The sequence below is a fragment of the Roseomonas sp. F4 genome (genome assembly GCF_053891155.1).
In genome coordinates this window covers 721,968-744,529 of sequence record NZ_JBSSHK010000002.1, presented here as the reverse complement: position 1 = coordinate 744,529, position 22,562 = coordinate 721,968, and the positions used below count along the sequence as shown (strand labels likewise).

14 protein-coding genes are annotated in these 22,562 nt (G+C 69.3%); 4 read left to right on the top strand and 10 right to left on the bottom strand.

Features of this window, described 5'->3' with window-relative positions; translation table 11 throughout:
• Positions 1 to 8: 8 nt before the first annotated feature.
• From ACVFYP_RS10895 to dctP, 3 genes are read right to left on the bottom strand one after another with little or no spacing between them, the layout of a single operon-like run.
• A complete protein-coding gene (locus ACVFYP_RS10895; protein WP_499200200.1) occupies positions 9 to 1,310 on the bottom strand; it encodes a TRAP transporter large permease in 1,302 nt (433 codons plus the stop codon).
• Positions 1,307 to 1,786 carry a TRAP transporter small permease gene (locus ACVFYP_RS10890; protein WP_499200199.1) on the bottom strand — a complete coding sequence of 160 codons (480 nt, stop codon included), beginning with the start codon at positions 1,784 to 1,786 and terminating at the stop codon, positions 1,307 to 1,309. Before ACVFYP_RS10890 ends, ACVFYP_RS10895 begins: the two co-directional genes overlap by 4 nt.
• A gap of 4 nt (positions 1,787 to 1,790) precedes the next feature.
• Positions 1,791 to 2,780, bottom strand: a complete 990-nt coding sequence (dctP, locus tag ACVFYP_RS10885; protein WP_499200198.1) for a TRAP transporter substrate-binding protein DctP — start codon at positions 2,778 to 2,780, stop codon at positions 1,791 to 1,793.
• Positions 2,781 to 2,965: 185 nt separating this feature from the next.
• On the opposite strand from dctP, the gene ACVFYP_RS10880 reads away from it, so the two are divergent.
• The 3 genes from ACVFYP_RS10880 to ACVFYP_RS10870 all read left to right on the top strand — a co-directional run bounded on the left by ACVFYP_RS10880 (position 2,966) and on the right by ACVFYP_RS10870 (position 5,078).
• Complete coding sequence (locus ACVFYP_RS10880; RefSeq protein ID WP_499200197.1) at positions 2,966 to 3,703, top strand: GntR family transcriptional regulator; 738 nt, start codon at positions 2,966 to 2,968, stop codon at positions 3,701 to 3,703.
• A complete protein-coding gene (locus ACVFYP_RS10875) occupies positions 3,700 to 4,365 on the top strand; it encodes a GntR family transcriptional regulator (RefSeq protein WP_499200196.1) in 666 nt (221 codons plus the stop codon). The genes ACVFYP_RS10880 and ACVFYP_RS10875 overlap by 4 nt, the downstream gene beginning before the upstream one ends.
• Positions 4,366 to 4,436: 71 nt before the next feature.
• On the top strand, positions 4,437 to 5,078 hold the full coding sequence (locus tag ACVFYP_RS10870) for a TetR/AcrR family transcriptional regulator (protein WP_499200195.1): 642 nt from the start codon (positions 4,437 to 4,439) through the stop codon (positions 5,076 to 5,078).
• Here ACVFYP_RS10870 and ACVFYP_RS10865 read toward each other — a convergent pair.
• On the bottom strand, positions 5,063 to 5,938 hold the full coding sequence (locus ACVFYP_RS10865; protein ID WP_499200194.1) for a shikimate dehydrogenase: 876 nt from the start codon (positions 5,936 to 5,938) through the stop codon (positions 5,063 to 5,065). The genes ACVFYP_RS10870 and ACVFYP_RS10865 overlap by 16 nt on opposite strands.
• Before the next feature lie 97 nt (positions 5,939 to 6,035).
• Between ACVFYP_RS10865 and ACVFYP_RS10860 the strand changes: the two genes are divergently transcribed.
• On the top strand, positions 6,036 to 7,901 hold the full coding sequence (locus tag ACVFYP_RS10860; protein WP_499200193.1) for a bifunctional sugar phosphate isomerase/epimerase/4-hydroxyphenylpyruvate dioxygenase family protein: 1,866 nt from the start codon (positions 6,036 to 6,038) through the stop codon (positions 7,899 to 7,901).
• Between the two features lie 398 nt (positions 7,902 to 8,299).
• Here ACVFYP_RS10860 and ACVFYP_RS10855 read toward each other — a convergent pair whose 3' ends face one another.
• The 6 genes from ACVFYP_RS10855 to ACVFYP_RS10830 form a co-directional block, all read right to left on the bottom strand.
• Entirely contained in the window at positions 8,300 to 11,527 is a 3,228-nt protein-coding gene (locus ACVFYP_RS10855; protein WP_499200192.1) for an autotransporter outer membrane beta-barrel domain-containing protein, read from the bottom strand.
• Positions 11,528 to 11,902: 375 nt separating this feature from the next.
• Positions 11,903 to 14,779 (bottom strand): ATP-binding cassette domain-containing protein, encoded by a 2,877-nt coding sequence (locus tag ACVFYP_RS10850; RefSeq protein WP_499200191.1) that lies wholly within the window; start codon positions 14,777 to 14,779, stop codon positions 11,903 to 11,905.
• Between the two features lies 1 nt (position 14,780).
• The gene (locus ACVFYP_RS10845; RefSeq protein WP_499200190.1) at positions 14,781 to 16,931 is read right to left on the bottom strand and encodes a cysteine peptidase family C39 domain-containing protein; all 2,151 of its coding nucleotides are present in this window, start codon (positions 16,929 to 16,931) and stop codon (positions 14,781 to 14,783) included.
• 3 nt (positions 16,932 to 16,934) lie between these two features.
• Entirely contained in the window at positions 16,935 to 18,272 is a 1,338-nt protein-coding gene (locus ACVFYP_RS10840; protein ID WP_499200189.1) for an NHLP bacteriocin system secretion protein, read from the bottom strand.
• Positions 18,273 to 18,399: 127 nt separating this feature from the next.
• On the bottom strand, positions 18,400 to 20,214 hold the full coding sequence (locus ACVFYP_RS10835; protein ID WP_499200188.1) for a hypothetical protein: 1,815 nt from the start codon (positions 20,212 to 20,214) through the stop codon (positions 18,400 to 18,402).
• A gap of 133 nt (positions 20,215 to 20,347) precedes the next feature.
• Positions 20,348 to 22,558 (bottom strand): hypothetical protein, encoded by a 2,211-nt coding sequence (locus tag ACVFYP_RS10830; RefSeq protein WP_499200187.1) that lies wholly within the window; start codon positions 22,556 to 22,558, stop codon positions 20,348 to 20,350.
• Between the last annotated feature and the right edge of the window lie 4 nt (positions 22,559 to 22,562).

Sequence of the window (22,562 nt, the reverse complement as noted above, 5' to 3'; positions counted from 1 at the left end):
CCGCGGCGTCAGCCCTGGTAGCCGAACTGCCGCGGCATCCAGAGCACCAGCTCCGGGATGAAGGTGATCAGGGCCAATGCCACCACCATCGCCGCCACGAAGGGCAGCGTGTCCCGCACCACGGCGGCGAGCGGCGCATCCGAGATCTTCGCCACGATGAACAGCAGCAGCCCATAGGGCGGCGTGATCAGGCCGAGCATGATGTTCACCACCACCACCACGCCGAAATGCACCATGTCGATGCCCAGCGCCTGCGCGGTGGGCACCAGCACCGGCACCACCACCAGCAGGATGGTGCTGCCTTCCATCAGGCAGCCCAGCACCAGCAGGATCAGGTTCACCACCAGCAGGAATTCCCAGCGAGAGAGCTCCCACCCCGCCAGGATATCCCGCACAGTATTCGGCACGTTTTCGCTGGTGATGACGTAGTTGAAAGCGAGCGCGCCGGCGATCAGCATGCCGATGGCGGCGGTGGAGCGCGCGCTTTCAACCACGGCGGCATAGGTCTGACGCAGCGTCAGGCTGCGGTAGAAGACGGCGGCGATGAGATAGGCATAGGCTGCGGCGACGGCGGCGGCCTCGGTCGGCGTCATCACGCCGCCATAGATGCCGCCGAGCAGGATCACCGGCATCAGCAGGGCCGGGAAGGCCTCCACCGTCAGGCGCGGCACCTCGCGCAGCGGCACGCGTTCCGCGATCGGGAAGTCGTGGCGATGCGCCATCCAGCTGTTGATGCCCATCTGCGCCGCCGCCATCAGCAGGCCGGGGATCACGCCGCCCAGGAACAGGTAGCCGATCGAGGCATCGGCCACAAGCGCGTAGAGCACCATGGGGATGGAGGGCGGGATGATCGGGCCGATCACCGCGGTCACCGCCGTCAGCGCCGCGGCATAGCTCACCGGATAGGCGCCGCCCTTGGCCATCATGTCGATCTGCACCTTGCCGCTGCCCGCCGCATCGGCGATGGCGGAGCCCGACATGCCCGCAAAGATCACGCTCTGCACGATGTTCACATGGCCGAGCCCGCCGCGCAGCCGGCCGACCAGCAGGTTGCAGAAGCGCAGCAGGCGATCGGTCAGGCTGCCGGCATTCATCAGCCCCGCGGAGAAGATGAACAGCGGCACCGCCAGCAGCACGTAGCTGCCGTTCAGCCCGTTCAGCACCTGCTCGGCGGCGGTGGACATGTCCTGGCCGGAGGCGCCGAGATAGATGATGCTGGCCATGATCATGGTCAGGCCAAGCGGCAGGCCCATCAACGACAGGCCGAGCAGCGCGATGAGCGAGAGGGTGAAGGGGTCCTGGAAATTCACCGCATGCGCCCCGTGGCTGCGCGCCAGGCCATGGCGGCGTGCCGGATGATCATCGCCACTGCGAAGATCAGCCAGACCGAGTAGAGAATGTCGAAGCGGATGCCGAGATAGGCGCTGCGCTCCACCTTCATGAAGGTGACGTAGTCCACCATGGCCGGCAGCGACCAGCTGAAGACGGCGACGACGGCGAGGCCCGTGATCACGTCGAAGACGCGCCGCAGCGGGCCACGGATCACGCTGTACAGGACGTCGAAGCGGATCTCCTCCTCGTCCCGCAGCACCAGCGCCGCGCCCCAGAGGATGCCCCAGACCCAGGTGAGGGTCGAAAGCTCCGCCGTCCAGCTCAGCGGCGCGTTCAGCACGTAGCGGGTGACGATCTGCAGCATGAAGGCTGCGAACATCACCACCAGCAGCAGTGAAAGCACGTTCTCGGCGCGCCGCCTGGCCCAGCCGAACAGGCGGCACGCCGCGCTCATCGGATCAGCGCACCGCCGCGATGCGGTCCAGGATCCCGGCGGGCCAGCCCTGCGACTGCGGCGAGGCGAGGTAGCGGCGCTGCGCCTCCGCACGGAAGGCGGCGACATCCGGCTCGTAGACCTCGAGGCCCTGCGAGCGGAAGAAGGCCAGCATCTCCTGCTCCTGTGCGATATGGCGCTGCGTGCTCTGGTCGATCGCCTTGTCCGCCGCGGCCTGGATCGCATCGCGCTGCGGCTGCGTCAGCCCGTCCCACAGGCGGGCGGAGATCGAGAGCAGGTCGTAGGCCACAAGATGGCTGGTGAGGACGAACTGCGTCGTGACCTCATGGAAGCGCATGGTGCGGCTGGTCGGCAGCGGATTGTCCTGGCCATCCACCGTGCCGGATTGCAGCGCCGTATAGAGCTCGGCGAAGGCCACCGGAGTCGGGTTCGCGCCCAGCGCCTCGCCGAGGAATTGCCAGGTCTCGCCGGGCGGCATGCGCAGCTTCATCCCCGCCATGTCGGCCGGCGTGCTGATGCGCTTGCGCGGCTTCAGGTTCACATGGCGCGTGCCGAAATACAGCGGGCCGAGCACATGGACGTTCAACTGCTCCCGCGCCATGCGGTTGAAGTCCTGCCCGATCGGGCCCGCAAAAACCTTGCGCATGTGATCGGCGTCGCGGAACAGATAGGCGGAGGCCATCACGGACCAGGCCGGGATCTGCCGCGACAGGTCCTGCGGCGCGAGATTGGCCATCTCGACGTTATTGCGCTGGATTGCCACCAGCTCCGTGCCCTGGCGGAACAGCGTCGCGTTCAGGTGCAGCTCCACGTCGAACTGCGACTGCAGGTCTTGCGCGAAACCGCGCATGGCATCGCCGCGGATGTCCTGGTCGGAGAAGACGGCGGTGAAGCGGAGGCGCCGGCGCGCCTGGGCGCGGGCGGGCAGGCTGGGCGCGGCCAGGGTGGCCGCACCGGCGAGCATGGCGGCGCGACGTCCAAGGGTGATGGGCATGGCGTGGTCCCTCCTCGATGTTCTTTTCGGCCTCGATGGGTCGGCTTGCGGCGACGCTAAGGGGGCTAAGAAAGCCGATCAAGAGAGATTCGCCAGAATCTCCGATATTCGTTCAAATGCCGGCTCTTGCATGGGCAGGGTCACCGCCGTGATACTGGCGCCGGTTGGAGCAGGGAGGCGCTGCCGTGACATCGGCCGAGGACGAGGCCGGGGAATCGCCGGGCGAGGCGGCCTATCGCCGCATCCGCGCCGATGTCGTGCTCGCCCGCCTCGCGCCCGGGCAAAAGCTGGGGCTGGACGGGCTGCGGGAGATCTACGGCGTCAGCATCGGCACGCTGCGGGAGGCGCTGAACCGCCTTGCCTCTGAGGGGCTGGTGATCGCGGAAGGCCAGCGCGGCTTCGCCGTGGCCCCGGTATCCGCCGAGGATTTCCGGGAGATCGCGGAGCTGCGCCTGCTGCTGGAGAGCGAGGCGATCGCCGCCTCCTTCGCCGCCGGCGACCTCGACTGGGAAGGCCAGGTGGTGGGCGCGCATCACAAGCTCGCCGTGCTGGAGCGCCGGCTGCTGGCGGGGGATGGTGCCGATACCTCACTGTGGAAGCAGTACGACCGGGAATTCCACACCGCGCTGATCGCCAGCTGCGGCTCCGTCGCGCTGCTCGAGACCTATGCGGCGGCCTATGACCGCTTTCTGCGCTACCAGATGGCGGCCGTGGTGTTCCGCGGCGCCATCGCGGCGGCGCAGCATGCGGCGCTGCTGGAAAGCGCCCTGGCGCGCGATGTGGCGCGGGCGCAGGCGCTGCTGCGGGCGCATGTCGAGGGCTGCGTCGGCCATGTGGTGCAGGGCGGCGCGCTGGCGCCCTTCGCCGCCACCAGACGCCGCACCCGCGCCGCGCCGGCCAGCGCCACGGCGGCCGCCCGATGAGCGTGAAGGAAACCGCGGAGGCGGCGAGCGAGCGCGCCTGGCGGCTGATCCGCGCTGATATCCTGCGCGGCACCCTGGCGCCCGGCCGCAAGCTGCGGCTGGAAGGGCTGCGCGACAGCTACGGCGTCGCCGTGGGCACGCTGCGCGAAAGCCTGAGCCGCCTGATCGCCGAGCGCCTGGTGGTGGCCGAGGGCCAGCGAGGCTTCGAGGTTTCGCCGTTTTCCGCCAAGGAGCTGCGCGAGCTGGCGCAGTTGCGCCTGCTGCTGGAAGGCCATGCGCTGGAACACGCCTTCCGCGCCGGCGACATGGAGTGGGAGGGGCGCGTCGTCGCCGCGCATCACAAGCTGTCGCAGATGCAGGAGAGGCTGGGCGAGGGCGAAGGCGCCGTGCTTGACCTGTGGCGGCGGCTCGACGTGGAATTCCACCGCACGCTGATCTCCGCCTGCGGCTCGCGCACCCTGATGGCGACCCATGCGACGGTCTTCGATCGCTACCTGCGCTACCAGAACCTGGCGCTGGGCTTTCGCGGCGCCATCGCGGTGGAGGAGCATCATGCGCTGTGCAACAGCGCGACGCGCCGGGACGCGACCGCCGCGCGGCAGATCCTCGCCGCGCATATCCTGGGCGGCGTCGACCACGCGCTGGCCAGCGGCGCGCTGTAGCAGGCCTGGGTCACAGCGCATGCAAGCCGTGGCAGGATGCCGGTGCATCGCCACGAAAGCGCGCTTCGCCCATGTCCCAAATCCTGCCACCCCGCCGGCAGCGCCGTGCCCCCGCGGAAGCGCGGCGCGAGGTGATCGAGGCGGCCATCGCTGAATTCGCCGCCAAGGGTTTTGCGGCTGCGCGCGTGGACGATATCGCGGCGCGCATGCGGACGACCAAGCGCATGATCTACTACTATTTCGGCGGCAAGGCGCAGCTTTACGCAGCGGTGCTGGAGCACATGTACGGCCGGATGCGCGATGCGGAGCAGGCGCTGCAGCTGGATACGCGGCCGGCGATGGAGGCGCTGCAGCGCCTGGTGGAAGTCACCTTCGACCACCATGCGCAGCACCCGGAATTCGTCCGCCTGGTCAGCGTCGAGAACATCCAGGAGGCGCGGATCGTCGCGGCCTCCGAGACCATCCCGGCCCGCAACGCCGCCATCATCGGCACCCTGCGCGACCTCATCGCGCGCGGGCAGGCGGAGGGTGTGTTCCGCGCGGGGCTGGATGCACTCGACCTGCACATGCTGATCAGCGGCTTCTGCTTCTACCGCGTCTCCAACCGCCACACGCTGCAGGCCATCTACGGCCGCGCGCTGGAAGCGCCGCAGGTCGCGGCGTCGCATCGGGAGATGATCATCGACGCGGTCCTGCGCTACGTCGCGTCCTGAGACACCATCTCGGCAAAATGCCGCAGCATGCGCGGTGCATCGGGTTCCAGGCCGGTGAACAGCCGGAAGGCCCCGGCGGCCTGGAACACCGCCATGCCGCCACCATCCAGCGTGCGGCAGCCGAGGCCGCGCGCCGCCCGCAGCAGTGCGGTCTCGAAGGGGAAGTAGACGATGTCGGCCACCCAGAGTGCGGGCCGCAGCCAGTCCACTGGCAGCGGCGTGCCCGGGAATTTCGCCATGCCGACGGGGGTGCAGTTCACCAGCCCATCCGCGCCCCGAACCTCCGCCGCCAGGTCGGTGCAGGCCGCGGCGCGTCCGGTGCCGAAGCGGGCGCACAGCGCCTCCGCCAGCGCGGCTGCGCGCGGCGCGTCGCTCTCGGCGATCACCAGCCGGCCGACGCCCTCGCTCAGCAGCGCGTGCGCCACCGCCGCCCCGGCGCCGCCGGCGCCGAGCTGCACGACGCAGGCGCGGGGCGCATCTGGCAGGCCGCGCCGGAACCCCTCGGCAAAGCCGGTGCAATCCGTGTTGTGCCCGATGCGCCGGCCATCGCGCAACACCACCGTATTCACCGCGCCCAGGGCCTCCGCATCCGGGGACAGCGCATGCAGCAGCGGCACCACGGCCTGTTTGGCGGGATAGGTGATGTTCAGCCCCGCGAAACCCATACGCTCCGCCGCCGTCAGCAGCTCCTCCAGCGCCTCCACCCCCAAGCCGAGGCGTTCCAGGTCGATCAGCCGATAGACCAGCCGCAGCCCCTGCGCCGCCCCCTCCCGCTCATGCATCGCGGGCGAGAGCGAGCCCTGGATGCCGAAGCCGATCAGCCCGGCGAGGAGGGCGGGGGCGATGTCCCGGGTCGTCATGCCGCATCTCCAGGGGAGGTCTTGCTTGCGGTACTTATGTACCCGTTGGTACAAAGCAACTCAATGCCGAGGCCGGCAACCGAATGGAGGATGCGTGATGCCGCAGCACCGCCTGCCGAAATCCATCGCCACGGTCTGCCTTTCGGGCACCCTGCCAGACAAGCTGGAAGCCGCCGCCGCCGCCGGCTTCGACGGTGTGGAAATCTTCGAGAACGACCTACTTACCTTCGATGGCACGCCGGCCGAGGTGCGCCGCATGTGCGAGGATCTCGGCCTCGCTATCGCCATCTTCCAGCCTTTCCGCGATTTCGAGGGGATGCCAGAGCCGCAGCGCCGCCGGAACCTGGATCGGGCGGAGCGGAAATTCGACACGATGCAGGCGCTGGGCACGGACCTCATCCTGGTCTGCTCCACCACCCATGCCGCGGCCCTGCCGGAGCCGGAGCGTGCCGCGGCGGATCTGCGCGAGATGGCAGAGCGCGCCGCCTCGCGCCAGCTGCGCGTCTGCTACGAGGCCTTGGCCTGGGGCCGCCACACCAACCGCTGGCGGCAGGCCTGGGACATCGTGCAGCGCGCGGATCACGCCGCACTCGGCCTCTGCCTCGACAGTTTTCATACGCTGTCGCTGGGCGATGACCTGACCGGCCTCGCGGAGGTGGTACCATTTGAAAAGCTGTTCTTCCTGCAGCTGGCGGATGCGCCGCGGCTGTCGATGGATGTGCTCTCCTGGAGCCGGCATCACCGGCTGTTCCCCGGCCAGGGCGAGCTGCCGGTGCCCGGCTTCCTGAAGGACCTGCTGGCGGCGGGCTACGCCGGGCCGCTGTCGCTCGAGATCTTCAACGACGAGTTCCGCGCCGCCCCCTCCCGCCGCATCGCCCGCGACGGGCAGCGCAGCCTGGTCTGGCTTGAGGACCAGGTGGGCCTCGCCCCGCTGCCGGCCCTGCCGAAGCTCTCAGGGCTGGAATTCGTGGAATTTGCCGTGGACCACGCGGCGCGGGCCGAGCTCGGCGCCTTCATCGGCACGCTGGGCTTCCGGCGCGGCGGCATGCATCGCTCCAAGGATGTGGAGCTGTGGCGCCATGGTGGCGTGAACCTGGTGCTGAATTCGGAGCCGGACAGCGCGGCCAGCGAGCGCTTCGAACAGGCCGGCCCCTGCGTCTGCGCCATCGCGCTGCGCGTCGATGATCCGGCCCGCCTGGTGGCGCGCGCCGAGGCCCTGTCCTACCGCGTCTGGCGCGAGCGCATCGATGCCGGTGAGCGTGCCATTCCGGCGATCCGCGCGCCGGACGGCACGCTGGTCTATCTGGTGGAGGACCCGGTCTCCGGGGCGCGCCCGATCTGGGAGGATGACTTCCGACTGGAAGGCGCGGCCGCCGCCGATGGGTTGCTCGGCCTGGACCATGTGGCCCAGGCGATGACGCCCGACATGATGGACAGCTTCGTCCTGTTCTACCGGGCGCTGCTGGGGCTGGCGGCCCATGCGATCTGGGAGCTGCCGGACCCCTACGGCCTGGTGCGGTCCTGCGCCTTCGTCAGCGCCGATGGCAGCGTGCGCCTGCCGCTGAACGTCTCGGAAAGCCGGCGCACCGGCACCGGGCGCTTCGTCTCCGCCCGCGCCGGCGCCGGGGTGCACCACATCGCCTTCCAGGCTGCGGATGCGGCGGCCGAGGTCGATGCCGCGGCAGCGCGGGCGGCCCCGCTGCTCGACATTCCCCAGAACTACTACGAGGACCTCGGCGCCCGCTTCGACCTGGAGGATGCGGAGATAGCGGCGCTGGCGGCGCGTCACCTGCTGTATGACCGGGACGCGGCGGGCGGCAGCTTCCTGCACGCCTATACGCAAGCCTTCCGCGACCGCTTCTTCCTGGAGATCGTCGCGCGACAAAAGGGCTATGCCGGCTTCGGCGCCGCCAACGCGCCCGTGCGCATGGCGGCGCAGATGCGCCAGGGTCCGAGAGACTGATCTATGTTCCGAGAGAAGAGGCAGTGTCGGTGGCCAGGCACTGAAGTGGCGGCCGCTTGTCGGCGAAGGCTGTTCGCCGGCGCCTGCTGCACCCGGACATATCCGAGCGTATCGCGGGCGCTGGCGCCTGTACCCTACTGAGGAGCCGTCAGCGTTGACGCGATGCCAGGCAGACCCACGGTCAGGCCGCACAGTGCGCTGGGCTATCGGCCGCCGGCGCCGGAAGCGGTGTCGCCCTGGCCGGCTGGCCCCGCCTACGCGCCACTCTGGCAAGGCCCAAGCCAGAACACAGGCCAAGTCTCTCATAGCCGGTGGATGCCCGACCAGGGGGCAGGTCACCCCCCCCGCCGGCAGGTGACCCTCGTGGAGGGATAGACTTAAAGGCCGCCCCTCACCGTTCAGAAGGCCAGGGACAGCGTGCCCCTCACGCCATTGCTCTGCGCATCCTGCCCGAACTGGCCTCGGTAGGAGAGGTTGAGCGCGATGCCAGGCGCCATATCGTAGCTGAGCCCCGCGCCAATGATCGCGGCATCTCGCGCGATCGGCACACCACTGACCTGATAGCCCGCGCCACCATTGTCGAAGGCGAGCCTGGCCGTGCCGGCGACATCGCCGATGGCGTGCTGCCAGCCGAAACTCGCCTGTGGGCGGAAGGTCCTGCCCCAGAGCGTGACCTCGGCCTCGGAGCGCAGTCCAAGGGTGCTGTAGGCGGTGTCCAGCGAGCCAATCTTGCCCGAGAGCGCGGCACTGGAACCGGTTTCGGTGAAGGCCTCGCCACCGGTGTTGACATAGGCCAGTCCGAGATACGGCATCAGCCGGACAGGGTTGAGGTCGATGCGGAAGCTCGCCTCGCCGAAAACCTGCGCCGTATTGGCGCCGTAGCTGCCGCGCGCCGTGCTGTTGACATTCGGGAAGACGATGTGCCGCTTCGTGTCGACGTCGTGCCAAGCATAGGACGCGCCAAGCTGCAGGTTGAGCGCGCCATATTGGCCGCCGAGATAGGCCCCAAGCTCCAGATTGTCAGCGTTGCCGGAGGAGTTGCGGGTATTGGCGTGGAACCCGGTACGGCTGACGCCCAGCACCACGCCCGCCTTCCAATTCTCATCCAGCTGCTGGTCGAGCCCGATGAAAACACCGCCCACATTGCTGGTGATGGAGCCGGCATTGCCGTTCCCGCCCAGATGCGACCAGTCACCGAAGCCCTGGATCCAGGCGGTCGCCCGGCCGTCCAGGGCTGACTGCGTGCCCGCCAGGGCCAGCCGGTCATCCCGCAGCCTTGCGCTCACCGCCTCACGCAGGAAGCGCGACTGCTGGGAGAGCAGACCCGGCACCGCCGCGTGCAACTCACCCGAGAGGGCGTCGAGGGCGGCGGGCACGGCCCCTGTTGTCAGATCGAGCACGGATTCATAGACGGCATTGCCGAGGCCGAGCGTCTGGATCGCATCGGCCGCCGCGGTCTGATTGCGCGTCGTCGCATAGTCGCGGAAGGCGACATCGTTGCGCGCCAGCGTCAGCACCACGGCGCCGGCCTCGTAGCCAAGCACCGGCGTGAGATAGGCGAGGTTGCTGGTCGTCGCATCGAAGGCGCCGCTGACGCCGCCGCCCGCCGTCAGGATCTCGTATCGGGCGAGATGCGTCATATAGCCAGACTGCGCCACCACGGCCACGGTGCCGCCATTGATGGTGGCGGTGCCGGTCGCGGCGATGCGGTCATGCGTGCCGTCGGTCCAGACCTCGACCTGGTAGGTCGAGCCGGGATTGAAGGTGACGTTGCCGGCGACGGAGAGCGTGCCGGGCGAATAGCCTGGCGCGGCCGTGCCACCGTTGTTGATCACCAGGCCCGAGATCGTGCCGGAGCCCGAGATCGTGCCCTGTGCGCCGATGGTATAGGTTGATCCGGAGGTGGAGCCGTTGGCGAGGATGAAGTTCGTCGCGCCGACGGTGACCGGCCCGCTATAAGCATCGGCCTGCTCGAAGACCACGGTGCCGCCGCCGGCGAAGCTGACGGAGCCGCTGCCCGTGATGGTACCAGGGAAGAGGTAACTGTCCGAGCGGTTAAAGACGAGATTGGCGTTGTTGTAGATGGTGCCGATCAGGCTGCCGCTGGTGCCGCCATTGCCGACCTGCAGCGTGCCCTCGTTGATATAGGTGCCGCCGGTATAGGTGTTGGTGCCCGTCAGGATCAGCGTGCCGGCACCATTCTTCTGAAGGTTGCCCGTACCACTGATGCTGCCGGCGAAAGTGCCGTTGCTGGCCTGATCGAAGACGAGCGAAGCGTTGTTCGTGATGGCCGATCCGCGCAACGTCGTCGTATTGCCGACAAGGGTGCCCTCCGAAATCACCCAGTTCTGGTCAGCGAGGCCAGCGCCGCTGCCATAGGTCAGATTCCAGGTCCCTGGGCCGGTCTTGTTGAAGCTGCTGAAGCCCCGGTACTGGCCGCCATCCGCGGTGCCGGTACCGGTATGGACGCCGTCCGCGAGCACGAGGCCGCGCTGCGTGGGCGTGGGGCCAATCTGGCTCACATCAAAGCTCCCACCCGCGCCACCGAGCGTGAGGGTATTGACGCCAATCGTTTCGACACCACCGCTGACGCTACCATTGGTGACGAGGCCGGTGATGGTCGAGCCAGGCAGGATGACCAGCGTGTTGTTGCCGGTGCCGAAGGCGATGGCGGTACCATTCTGCGACCGCGTCTGAATCGCACCGGAGTTGATAACTGTCGAAGCCGTGTTGCCTGTTTCGATCGCGTTGCCGGTCGCAGTGATCGTGCCGGCATTGTCGATGCGGACAGTGCCGCTATCCGTCGCCGCCACGACGCCACGCTGGCCATCAACGCGACCCGTGCTGGTGTTGGTAATGGAGACATTGCCGGAATCAGCCGCGCCCTGAACACCGATGTGGGCGTCCGCCGTAACCTGGCCGGAATTGACGATCTCAACGGTGCCGTTCGGTGTCCAGGCGATGAGGCCCTGCAGCGTGGTCGAAGTCACCTGGCCCGAATTGTTGATCGATGCGAGCCCGTTGTATCCGATGACACGGATGCCCGCGGCATAGGCATCGATGGTCCCGCTGTTGGTCACGCTGACAGTAACAGGAGCGGTGCTGTTATAGCCGCCATCGGCATAGATGCCGCGGCCACCGTTGGAGGTGATCGTGGCGGAATTGGTGATGCGGACTCCGCCGTCATTGGTCGTCGCCGTGATGGCGGGGCTATCGGTGCCGGAAGCCGTGATCAGACCACTCGCGGTCAGCACGATATTGCCGCCGATCTCGTTGCGGACCCAAACAGCACCGGGGTTGTCACCAGAGACCAGCGTTACCTGGTCGAGGGTGAGGTCGATGTCGGTATCCGCGAAGACCGAGGACACCGTGACGGCGGCATAGTCAGGTGAAGTGATCGTGGTGCTGCTGATGGTCAGCGCGATATCGAGCGGACTGTTCTGGGTCGGCCGGGTGCTGACGTTGAGGAAGCCACCCGCGATGACGTGGTCAGTGACGGCGATGACCGGACTGCCGCCAAACAGACGCAGGTCGACGCCACTGGTGTCGCAGGTGAGAAAGCCGCCATTGTAGAGATCACCGCCCGTGACGTTACAGGCCGCCATGGCCACTTCGGGCAGAAACATCAGCCCAGCCGCAGTCGCTGCCGTAACGGTCGCGGAAACGCAGTTTCCTGCTCCGCGCGATATTGGTAAATTATTGGTAAAATTCTTAATCATGACGGCTCGTTCCTTTTATTTGTGATCTTCTAGCCATAATTTCAGTCGTTGCGGTACGCAACCCGCCTGACCTTTACAAATTGAAGGACGCTGACTTCAGGTCGATCCTCCATTTCTGGGATCCCACTCCGGATAGTCGGGGTGGCAGAGAGCTGCGACACCGGGGCACCGGATCCCGATGCGAATGATGAGCGTGCCCGCCGGCCGTTGTGCGGAGCGCCGCTCTGAAGACGTCGCTCTGGCGTGGCAAGGTGGTCCTTGCCGTTGCACCAGGCGCGTGCCTCAGGCGGCTCGCAGCTCTGCCCCGCCATCCAGGATGCCGCGCGCCACCAGCGCCTCGAAGCTGCCGGAATGCGCCACCTTGCCACGCTCGATCACGAGGATGCGGTCCGCGCCACGGATCGTCTCCAGCCGGTGTGCGATGACGATGCGTGTGCAGGTCAGCGACGCCAAAGTGCGTGTCGTCACCGCCTGGGTTGCCGGATCCAGCGCGCTGGTCGCCTCATCCAGGATCAGCACATCGGGCTTGTTCACCAAGGCGCGTGCCAGCAGCAGTCGCTGCACCTGTCCGCCCGAGAGCACATGCGCCGCATCGGCGATCGGCGTGCGCAGCCCGAGCGGCATGGCGCGCACATCCTCGGCGATGGCGGCCGCCGCCAGCGCCTGCCAGATCTGCGCCTCCGTCGCCTCGCTGAAGCCGCGCAGCACGTCGAGCAGCGCACCGGGCGGCAATTGCGCGCCCTGTAGCACCGTGCCGATGCGCCGCCGCAGCAGGCCCAGGTCGAGCGAGACCAGATCCTGCCGATCGAAGGTCACGCTGCCGAAGCGCGCGCGTTCCAGCCCCAGTAGCAGCCGCACCAGGGTGGATTTACCGCAGCCGGAGCGACCGACAATGGCGACGAACTCGCCCGGCTCGATCGACAGGTTCAGGCCGGAAAACAGCGGCGTGTCCGCACCCTCATAGCCGAAGGCGACATTGGTCATGGCGATGCGGCCGGTCAGGCGGCCCGGATCGATGCGCCCCGCCGTCGGCTCCGGCTGCGCTTGCAGCAGCGGCGCGGCATAGCTCCGCATCGCATACAGCGGATAGAAGCCCGTGAAGGCCTGACCCAACCCATTGGCCGCGCCATTGGCGATCATGAAGGCCATCAGGAAGCCGACCACGGCCGCGTTATTGGGCGCCTCGCCGGACATGAACAGCAGGAACAGCAGGCCGACGCCGAAGAGGGACAGGAAAGCGGCAGCGGAGGCCAGCCAGGTGTCGATATGTTCCTCCACCAGCTTCGTGCGGCGCATGCCGATGAAGCGTTCGGCCCAGGCCGCCAGCAGGCGGTGTTCCACCCCGGCCAGGCGCAGCTTGGTGATGCCGCCCACCGCCTCGATCGCCAGGCTGTCCGCCTGGCCCGTAAGCTGCTGCCCGGTTTGCTGCACACGGGATTTCAGAATGCCACCCGCCACCGCGATGCCGAGCTGCACCGCCAGAATGCCAAGCCCGACCAGCGCGGCGATGGCGTGGTACATGAACAGCATGGCCATGGAAGTCGCCAGCGCCGCGGCATAGCCCGTCACGGACAGCCTGAAGCCCTGCATGCCGAGCGGGAGGGACAGCGCCACGTTCAGCCGCGAGGAAACCTCGGAAGGCGTGAATTTACGCAGCAACGGCATGGGCAGCCGCAACAGCCGGTCCCATAGCCCCGCATGCAGCGGCGCTTCCGCGGTCGCCGTCAGCCGGTGCTTGGCGATATCGCCCGCCATCTGCACCACGAAATTGGCCACACCGACGCAGGCCAGCGCGATACCCAGCTCCACCAGCCCCATTCGGTTGCCGCCCGGAATCAGCGATCCGGTGGCGAAGGACATGGCGATCGGCATGCCGAGCCCGAGGAAGGCACCGAGCAGCGCCGCGCCGAGTGCCAACCCGCTATCGCCACGACTGGGCAACACGAATCGGCCGAGATCGGCGACGGTAAGTTGCCGGTCCGACAGCGGCTCGATCATCGTCCAGGCGCGCGGCGCCAGGCGACCCGCCAGCGCCGCGGTCATCGGCTGCGGCGCGACGTCGAAGCCCTGCAGAATATAGCCGCCCTTGCGAGGCAGCAGCGCCACGGGCTCGCCGTTATCCATATGGGCCAGCAGCGGGCCGAGGTCGCGCTTCCACCACTCCGCCGGCAGCCCCACCGGCCGCAGACGAAGGCCGGAGGCGCGGGCGATCTCGTCCATGGTCGGGGGCGTGTCGATGTCCTGCTCGCGCAGCCGGGTCGGGCGCTGGATGCGCGGGCGCATGCGGGCGGCCTTCGCCACCGTGACCATGGCCTGGAACAGCGGCTCCGCCGGCCCAGCTTCCACCGGCTTGGCAGCCACCTGCGGCGCCGGCGCGTGCAGCAGCCCGGCCGCCAGTTCCGTGGTGCGCTGGGCGGCTTCCGCATCCTGCTGGGCGCGCTGACCCAACCGGCCGCTTTCATCGATCTCCGCGAGGCTGCGCAGGCCCGGCAGCATGGCAACGCAGGCATCGGTGAAGGCGGTGATGCCCTCCACCGCCGCATCGAGCAGCGAGGGCGGCGGAGCACTGAGCACGAGCGCATCCAGCTCCCCATCGGCGATCAGCCAGGCTTCGGGCGGCAACGGCAGCAGGCCGCCCACCGGCTCCAGCCCCAGCAGCATGCCGCAGCCGGCAGGCAGTTCCAGCCACACCCCCTCCCCGCGCGCGGTCGCGGACTGGCGCCCGGCCAGATGCAGCCTGCGGCCGGGGCGCGCCACCTTGTCGATGTTGGACGGCCGCCAGAGCCGCGCACCCATGCCGCCGGCCAAGGCCGAAGCCCAGAGCTGCATCGCATCGACCAGCGCCTGGTGCCCGCCCAATGCGGAAAGCTGCGGGAGCCGGCGCAGCCGAGCGCCGGCGGCCGGGCGCAGGACGAGGCATTCCAGATCGGGCCCATGGCCCACCACCAGCGTGCCGGGGCCAATGCGGCCGATGAACATGTGGGGTCCGGGCGGCGCCTGGCCTGGCTCAAAGTCGTCCAACCCGCCCTGAGCCGCGAAGATATCGGCCTCCCCGGCTTCCAGCAGCCAGAACGCGCCTGGCTCCCCCAGGCTGCGGGCCGGCTGCTGGAAGTTGGGGTCGGGCTGCGAAGGCAGGTTGGGCGGTACAAAGGCGTCCATCTCAGGCCCCCATCTCAGCAACGGCCGGCAGCATCAGCGTGGCGAAGGCACCGCGCCGCGCCGCGAGTTCCACGGGCGGTCCGACCTCGACGATCGCGCCGCGTTCCATGACCACCACACGGTCGCAATCGCGCAGCGGCGCCAGGCGGTGGGCCACCACCAGCATGGTGGCGCCACGCCGGCGGATGTTGGACAACAGCTCCGCCTCGGTCTGGTCATCCAGCGCCGCGGTCGCCTCGTCGAACAGCAGGATGCGCGGGTCCTGCACCAAGGCACGCGCGATCTCGATACGCGCGCGCTGGCCACCCGAGAGGTTGGTGCCACCGCCGGAAATCGGGAAGGCGTATCCCTCGCGCCGCTCCAGGATGAAATCATGGATCGCGGCATCGCGCGCCGCAGCATGCAGGCGCTCCTCGGACACCGTCGGATCCCACATCGCGATGTTTTCCCGGACCGTGCCTGTGAACAAGGTGGCCGTCTGGTCGACCACCTGAAGGCTCTGCCGCAGCACGGCGCGTGGAATGTCCCGCAGCGGCTTGCCATCCAGCAGCACCTGCCCCGACCAGGGCTCATGCAGCCCGGCGGCCAGCAGCGCCAAGGTGGATTTGCCGGAGCCGGAGGCACCGACGATGCCAACCCGCTCCCCCGGCTCCACCACCAGCGAGACGCCGGAGATCAACGGCGCGGCGCGGCGCGAGTGACCGAAGGTGACGTCGCGCAGCTCGATCTTACCATCCAGGCGGCGGATCAACCGCGGCGCGGCGGGCGGATTGGTGAATTCCTCGGCCAGCGGGTGCTGCAAGGTGTCGTCCAGCAGTCGCAGGCTGGCTCCCGCTTCCTGCATGCGTGGGCCAAGCTGCACCAGGCGCCCGACCGGGGACAGGAACATCGCCAGAAGGAACTGGAACGCCACGAGCGCTCCGATCGACATCTGCCCGCCGATCACCAGCCCACCGCCGATCGCCAGCGACGTCGCCGCCGCCACGGCGGTCGCCAGCCCTGGCAAATGCCGCAGCGCCGTGCGGCCCAGCATCAGCGACTGCCGCAGGTTCAGCGCCCGCGCGCGGCGCGCCATCAGCCTGTCGAACAGCAGCGCTTCGCTGCCGCTGGCGCGATAGCTTTCGATCATGCGGAGGCCCTGCTTGGCCTCCGCAGCCTCCATCGCCTGTTCGTTCATCAGGCGCTGCTGGTCCTCCTTCAGCCGGGCCGACAGCAGGCCCAGCGCCACGGCCAGCGATGCCGCGGCGGCGAGGGCCACCAGACCCAGCCGCAGATCGAACAACAGCAGCACCACCAGGTAGATCACCGCCATGATCAGCGCCAGCATGGTGCCGCCGATCTCGCCCGCGACGATGCCGGCGACGCGATCGTTCTGCATGACCCGGTCGGCGATGCTCGCCGGGCCACGCTGGCCGTAGAAGGCCATGGGCAGGCGCAGCACACGCTCCATGAAGCCGATGCCGCCAGCGACGGCGACACGGGTCTCCAGATTGTGCTGCAGCGTCTTCTGCATCCAGGTGCACAGGGCGGCGAAGGCGCCGACGCCCAGCATGGCCAGCAGCATCGGCCACAGCCAGGCGATCACACCGGCCGACAGGATGCGGTCCATGAAGACCTGGCGGAAGGACGGGCCAAGCACGCCCGGCAGCGCCAGGATCACGCTGACGCCGATGGCCAGCAACACGGCGCGCCGGCAGCCCCGCAGCCGGTCCGCCAGGCCGCGCATGGCGCTTGGCGGTGATCCGCCCTTCTTGAAGGCGGGCCCCGGCTTGATCATCAGCACGATGCCGCTGAACTGCCGGCGCAATTCCCGGTCATCCACCCGGCGACGGCCGCGCGCCGGATCATTCAACTGCCAGCTGCTGCCGCGCTTGCCTTCCAGGACGAGGAAGTGATCCATGCCCCAATGCAGGATCACCGGTCCTTCGACGGTGGCCAGCGCCTCTGGCTCGCCGCGCACGGCGCGCACCTCGAAGCCCATCTCGCGCGCCGCCGCGGCGATGTGCTGCGCCTTGCTGCCGTCGCGGGACACGCCGCAGCGTGCGCGCAGATCCTCCAGCGTCAGCCAGAGCCCGTGATGGGCGGCGATGATGCCGAGTGCCGCCGCGCCGCATTCAGCGGCCTCGATTTGCAGGATGGTGGGCGTGCGCATCTGCTAGCGCACCGCGACGGTGGTCGGCGGCTCTGCCGCGAGAGGTGCAGCGGAGACACGCACATCCTCCCCCAGCCAGCGTTGCAGCGCGGGCAGTCCGAGCGAGATCATCCGCACATTGCGCACCGTGGCCTGCATCGCCACCGGCGTGCCCCCTTCGATGGTGAAGGGCGGCCCATTTCCCGCAGACCAGCTCAGCCCGCCCTGCGTATTGCGCTCCATCACGATGTTCACCTCGAACAAGGTGCGCTGGTTGCGCTGGAACTCGGTCACCAGCGCATCGTTCTGCAAGGTCCGCAGCATGCCGGCGGACGACGCCGGCGTATCCGCCACCCGCACCACGCGGCCACGCAGATAGCCATATTCCTGCTGCGGGGCGGTGGCCGGGGACAGTTCGACAGACATGCCCGGCTGCAGCTTCTTGCCGTCCTGCGCACCGACATAGATCAGCCCGACGAGCCCGCCAGCCTCGGCGCCCGGCACATCGCTGCGCACCAGCGTCAGCAACGGCCCGCCGCGACTGACCACCTGGCCGGCATTGGCCTTGGCCTCCACCACACGCCCATCGAAGGGAGACCGGATGGCACCCATGCGGCGGATACGTTCGTTCAGGGTGGTCACCTGGCGTTCTGCCTGGGCGACGCGCTGATCCGCTGTCATCAGATCCTTCTCGCGCTGCGTCTGCCGCATCACCGCATCCAGCCCCAGCACACGACGGTCGTTGCTGACGGTCTCGATCTGATCGCGGATTCCGAACAACTCGACCTGCGCACCAATGGCCCGGTCGCGCGTCGCCAGGGAGCGGGAGGCGAGGTCGCGCACCACCTGCTCGCGTTCCGTCATCAGGCGCAGGCGTTCCTGGGCGGAACGCAGGCTTTGCGACAGGCCCTCATCGCGTGCCGTTCGCCAGGCGCGGTCCGCTTCCGTATCGCGTTCCTGAAAGCGCAGCACCTCGGCCCGCGCCGCCTGCGCATCGCGCAGTTCACCCTCCGCCGCCGTCAGCAGCAGGCGCTGCTCCGCCTGGTCCACCACCGCGACGACGCTGCCGGCCGTGACAGTGTCACCCGGCGCCACCAGCAACTCGACGACGCGCCCTTCGGTATCGGAGACGATGTCGGTCAGCCCACCGGCCGACAGAAGGATGCCCTGGCCACCGATCTTCACCGGCACATCCGTGGTCGCGGACCAGGCCAGCAGGCCGACGACCAGTGCTGCCAGCCCCCACCACAGTACCATTAGGGGCGGCTGCACCACCTCCAGCGCATCCTCGACCACGGTGACGGAGGTTGCCGAGGCAACCGCCTCGGCACGGAACGGCGGTGGGCTGGGGGCGGTACTCATGCGGGAAATCCCTCGGGCCGGGGTCGGGAACGACGCAGCCAAAGCTGCTTCGTGATGGGCGCAGGGCAACCGGGAGGAAGGCGGTACGGCACAATCATGCCGCGCCGCCTACCCCGGCCCGGCAATGTCAGAGCCGGAATGCCTTCTTGATGGAATTGCCGGCTTTTTTCGCTCCACTGCTGATGGCGTCTCCGGCGCTCTTCGCAGCCGAGGCCGCGGCGTCGGCCACGGCCTTGGCCTCCGCCGCCGCCTTGTCCGCGGCGGCCTTGGCCGCTGCCGCCGCCTCAGCCGCGGCCCGCTCGGCGGCTGCCGCCGCTTCGGCAGCGGCTCGCTCGGCGGCTGCCGCCGCTTCCGCTGCGGCGCGCTCTGCGGCCGCCTTGGCCTCCGCTGCGGCGCGCTCGGCAGCCGCCTTGGCCTCCGCCTCGGCACGTTCGGCAGCCGCCTTGGCTTCCGCCGCGGCGCGCTCGGTCGCGGCCTTGGCGTCCGCCGCGATCTTCTCGGCCACCGCCTTGGCTTCCGCCGCGGCCTTCTCGGCCGCGGCCTTGGCTTCCGAAGCCGCCTTCTCCGCCGCCGCCTTCATCTCGGCCGCCGCCTTTTCCGTCGCCGCCTGGGCCTCGGCCGCCGCCTTCTCCGCCGCTTCCCGCGCCTCCGCCGCCGCCTCTTCCGCCGCCGCCTTGGCCTCGGCCGCCGCCTTCTCGGCCGCCGCTTCGATCTGGTCGGCGGTGGCCTTCACGGCATCCGAAGCCTGGTCGAGCAACTTCTCGGCGGTGGCCTCCGCCTTCTCAAGCGCATTTTCCGCGGCCTTCAACGTGGCAGTAGCCTTGCTCGCGGCAGCCTCCAGGCGATCCGCCGCGGCATCTGCCGCCTTGGCCTGTGCTTTCTCGACAGCGGCCTTGACGGCATTGCCACTGATTGCGCCGAGAATGCCGCCGCCCACCTTGGCTGCTGCCTGCACGGCTTCCTTCGCCTCCTTGTCGGCGACCTCCCGCGCGTGCTCGGCCGCCTGCTCGGCCTTCTCAGCAGCCTCCTTCGCCTCCGCCACTGCCTCCCGCGCCTGCTCCGCCGCCTGTTCGGCCGCGACCAGCGCCTGCGCCTCGGCCTGAACCGCGGCGTCGCTCGCCGCGTCGCCGATCGCATTCACATCGACCGTGCCGCTGACGCCGAGATTGACGCCGCCGACCAGCAGCGACACCTCGCCGCCCACGCCCAACGTGATTTCGCCGTCCTGATAGCCAGCCTGCACATCCGCGCCGACGCCCGCCGAACCCGGATCGACATAGCCGACCGAAGCGGTGCCGGAGCCTTCGTCGCCGCCGATCGTCGCCTCCAGCGTGACCGAGGCATAGGCGCCCGCCATGATCTCCGCCTCGGTCTCCACACCTTCCGCGCCGATCGAAACCGTGCCTTCCACGCCCGCCTTCACGCCCACTTCGGTGGTGGTGCTGGTGGTCGCGGTCGTGCCGTTGCCAAGGTTGTGCTCGGTCGACACCTCCACCGTCACGCTGCCACCGATACCCGCCGAGGCGCCGTAGCTGATGCCGGTGACGCCGACTTCCACGCCCACCTGCGCGCCCGCGCCAGCTTCCAGCGTGACCGTGGTGGTCACGTTGCCCTCGGTCACGCTGCCGCTGGCATAGACGCCGGCGCCGACACCCGCCCCGGCACTCGCCCCGGTGTGCGTCACCTCATATTCCGCCCCGGCCGCCCAGCCGGCGCCGGCTTCCAGCGTGACGCCATTCACGACGATGCTGGTCGAAACCTGGTCGCCGGTGGAGACGCCGCCCGACACCACGGTCGGGCTGCTGATGCTGGCGCCATACTCCGCCTCATCCTCGTCCCCGCCACTGGTCGGCGTGCTGTTGGTGGAGCCGCTGCCCCCGACAACGGCGGAGAGTGACTTCTCGTCGAGATCGGTCCAGGCGTTGTTGTCAGGTGCGGTCATGGCGGCGCGTCCTTCGGGTCAATGGATTCGAACATAAGTAATACGACGATCTCGTAGCAGACTTATGTTGCGCCATTATTATCGCGCAACATTCTTTATCGAAGATGTATGGCAAACATACTTTCTCGGTCGCTCAGAACCTGAATGCGCGCGAGATGCTTCTGCCGACGCTGCTGGCGCCGCTTGCGACCTGATTCGCGACATTGGTGACCGTCGAGGCTGCCGCCGCGGCGATACGCTCCGCCTCGGCTGCCGCCGCCTGGGCCACACGCTCGGCTTCCGCCGCCGCTTCCTGGGCCAGCCGCTCGGCCTCCGCCGCCACCGCCCGGGCCACACGCTCAGCTTCCGCCGCCGCTTCCTGCGCCACGCGCTCGGCTTCCGCCGCGATGGCCGCGGCAACCCGCTCGGCCTCGGCGGCCTCGGCCTCGATCCGCTCGACGACCGCCTGGACCGCCTCCGATGCCTGGCCGGCCAGACTCTCAAACTGGGCGCTGGCCCGTTCAAAGCCCGCCTGCGTAACATCAAGCGCCTGCTGCGCACCGCCCAGCGCATCCTGCAACCGTACCGCAACCGCCTCGAGGCGGTCGGCGGCGGCGTCGGCCTGGTCTGCCATGAACCGCGGCATGGTCCGGGCGGCTTGCCTGGCATGCGCTCGCGCCCCCTCGGCCGCCTCCTGCGCCTGTTCGGCGGCGTGGCGCGCCCCGTCCGCCGCCTGCCGCGCCTGGTCCATCGCCTCACGTGCGTGCTCCACCGCCTCCTCGGCGGCGATCAGCGCCCGCGCCTCGCCCAACACCGCCTGCGCCGCACGCTCGGCCTCCGCCGCTGCCGCAGCCGCCGCGCGCTCGGCCTCCGCGGCCGCCGCCTGAATGGCCCGCTCCGCTTCCGCTGCCGCCTCCTGCGCGGCCCGCGCCGTCTCCGCGGCAACCCGCTCAGCTTCCGCCGCCGCCTGCGCGGCCGCTCGCTCCGCCTCCGCGGCGACCCGCTCGGCCTCCGCCGCAGCTTCCTGCGCCGCCCGTGCCGCCTCGGCGACGGCCCGCTCGGCTGCCTCTGCCGCGGCTTCCGCCGCCCGCTCCGCCTCCTCGGCGATTGCCGCGGCCGCACGCTCGGCTTCCGCCGCCGGCCACTCAGCCGTGTCCTCAATATGCTCGACAGCCGCCCGCACGGCATCCGAAGCCTGATCCGTCAGGTCGCCGAAGGTGGACTCGGCCTCCCTGAAGCCTGCCCGCGCCTCACGGAGCTCGGCACGCGCCTCGACAACCGCCTCCTGCAACCGGGCCACCGTAGCCTCGGCGCGATCGGCGACACGGTCCAGCTGGGCGGCGACGGCCGCCGGCCCGCCACGGGCGACCATGTTCGCGGCCGTGCGTGCCGCCTGGGCGGTCTCCTGCGCCTGCTCGGCGGCTCGCTGTGCCCCCTCAAGCGCCTCGCGCGCCTGGTCCACCGCCTTCTGCGCCTGCTCCACCGCCTCCTCGGCGGCGATCAGCGCCTGCGCCTCGGCCAGCACGGCCCCGTCAACTGCTGCGGCACCCACCGCGTTGACATCGACGGTGCCGCTGACGCCGAGATTGACGCCGCCAACCCCTAGCGCCAATTCGACTTCGCCGCCCAGCGTGAGCTCGCCATTCTGGTAGCCCACGCCGGACTGCACGCCGACGCCGGCCGAACCCGGATCGACATAGCCGGCCGAGACGGTGCCGGAGCCTTGCTCGCCGCCGACCGTCGCCGCCACGGTGACGGAGGCATAGGCACCGGCCATGATGTCCGCCCCGGCCTCCACGCCCTGCACGCCGAGCGAAACTCCGCCCTCGGCCCCGGCCCGGACGCCGACCTCCGTGATGGTCGTGGTCGTGGCCGTGGTGCCGTGGCCGAGATCGTGCTCGGTCGCGACTTCCACGGTGACCGTGCCGCCGATGCCCGCCGCAACACCGGTGCTCGCGCCGGTGGCGCCCGCTTCCACGGTAACCTGAGCGCCCGCGCCGGCCTGCACCGTGACGGTGGTGGTGACGCTGCCCTCCGTCACGCTGCCGCTGGCATAGACGCCGGCGCCGACGCCCGCGCCGGCGCTTGCCCCCGTATGCGTCACCTCGAAGCTCGCGCCTGCCGCCCAGCCGGCACCGGCCTCCAACGTCACGCCATTCACCACGATTTCCGCGGAGACCTGCTCGCCCGCTGAAACCCCGCCCGACACCACCGTGGGGCTGGTTACGCTCGCGCCGTACTCCGTCTCATCCTCCTCACCACCGCCGCTGCTCGGCGCGGCGCTGGTGGAACCGCTGCCACCGACGATGATGGCCAGAGCGGCCTCATCGAGGTCGGTCCAGGCGTTGTCGTCGGGTGCGGTCATGGTG

What these genes read in the sequence shown, in the direction of transcription:
- ACVFYP_RS10850 (WP_499200191.1), bottom strand. Translation starts at nt 14,779, where the DNA reads ATGGACGCCTTTGTACCGCCCAACCTGCCTTCGCAGCCCGACCCCAAC.
- ACVFYP_RS10855 (WP_499200192.1), bottom strand. Translation starts at nt 11,527, where the DNA reads ATGTTTCTGCCCGAAGTGGCCATGGCGGCCTGTAACGTCACGGGCGGT.
- ACVFYP_RS10865 (WP_499200194.1), bottom strand. Translation starts at nt 5,938, where the DNA reads ATGACGACCCGGGACATCGCCCCCGCCCTCCTCGCCGGGCTGATCGGC.
- ACVFYP_RS10840 (WP_499200189.1), bottom strand. Translation starts at nt 18,272, where the DNA reads ATGAGTACCGCCCCCAGCCCACCGCCGTTCCGTGCCGAGGCGGTTGCC.
- ACVFYP_RS10830 (WP_499200187.1), bottom strand. Translation starts at nt 22,558, where the DNA reads ATGACCGCACCCGACGACAACGCCTGGACCGACCTCGATGAGGCCGCT.
- ACVFYP_RS10870 (WP_499200195.1), top strand. Translation starts at nt 4,437, where the DNA reads ATGTCCCAAATCCTGCCACCCCGCCGGCAGCGCCGTGCCCCCGCGGAA.
- dctP (WP_499200198.1), bottom strand. Translation starts at nt 2,780, where the DNA reads ATGCCCATCACCCTTGGACGTCGCGCCGCCATGCTCGCCGGTGCGGCC.
- ACVFYP_RS10835 (WP_499200188.1), bottom strand. Translation starts at nt 20,214, where the DNA reads ATGACCGCACCTGACAACAACGCCTGGACCGATCTCGACGAGAAGTCA.
- ACVFYP_RS10860 (WP_499200193.1), top strand. Translation starts at nt 6,036, where the DNA reads ATGCCGCAGCACCGCCTGCCGAAATCCATCGCCACGGTCTGCCTTTCG.
- ACVFYP_RS10890 (WP_499200199.1), bottom strand. Translation starts at nt 1,786, where the DNA reads ATGAGCGCGGCGTGCCGCCTGTTCGGCTGGGCCAGGCGGCGCGCCGAG.
- ACVFYP_RS10845 (WP_499200190.1), bottom strand. Translation starts at nt 16,931, where the DNA reads ATGCGCACGCCCACCATCCTGCAAATCGAGGCCGCTGAATGCGGCGCG.
- ACVFYP_RS10875 (WP_499200196.1), top strand. Translation starts at nt 3,700, where the DNA reads ATGAGCGTGAAGGAAACCGCGGAGGCGGCGAGCGAGCGCGCCTGGCGG.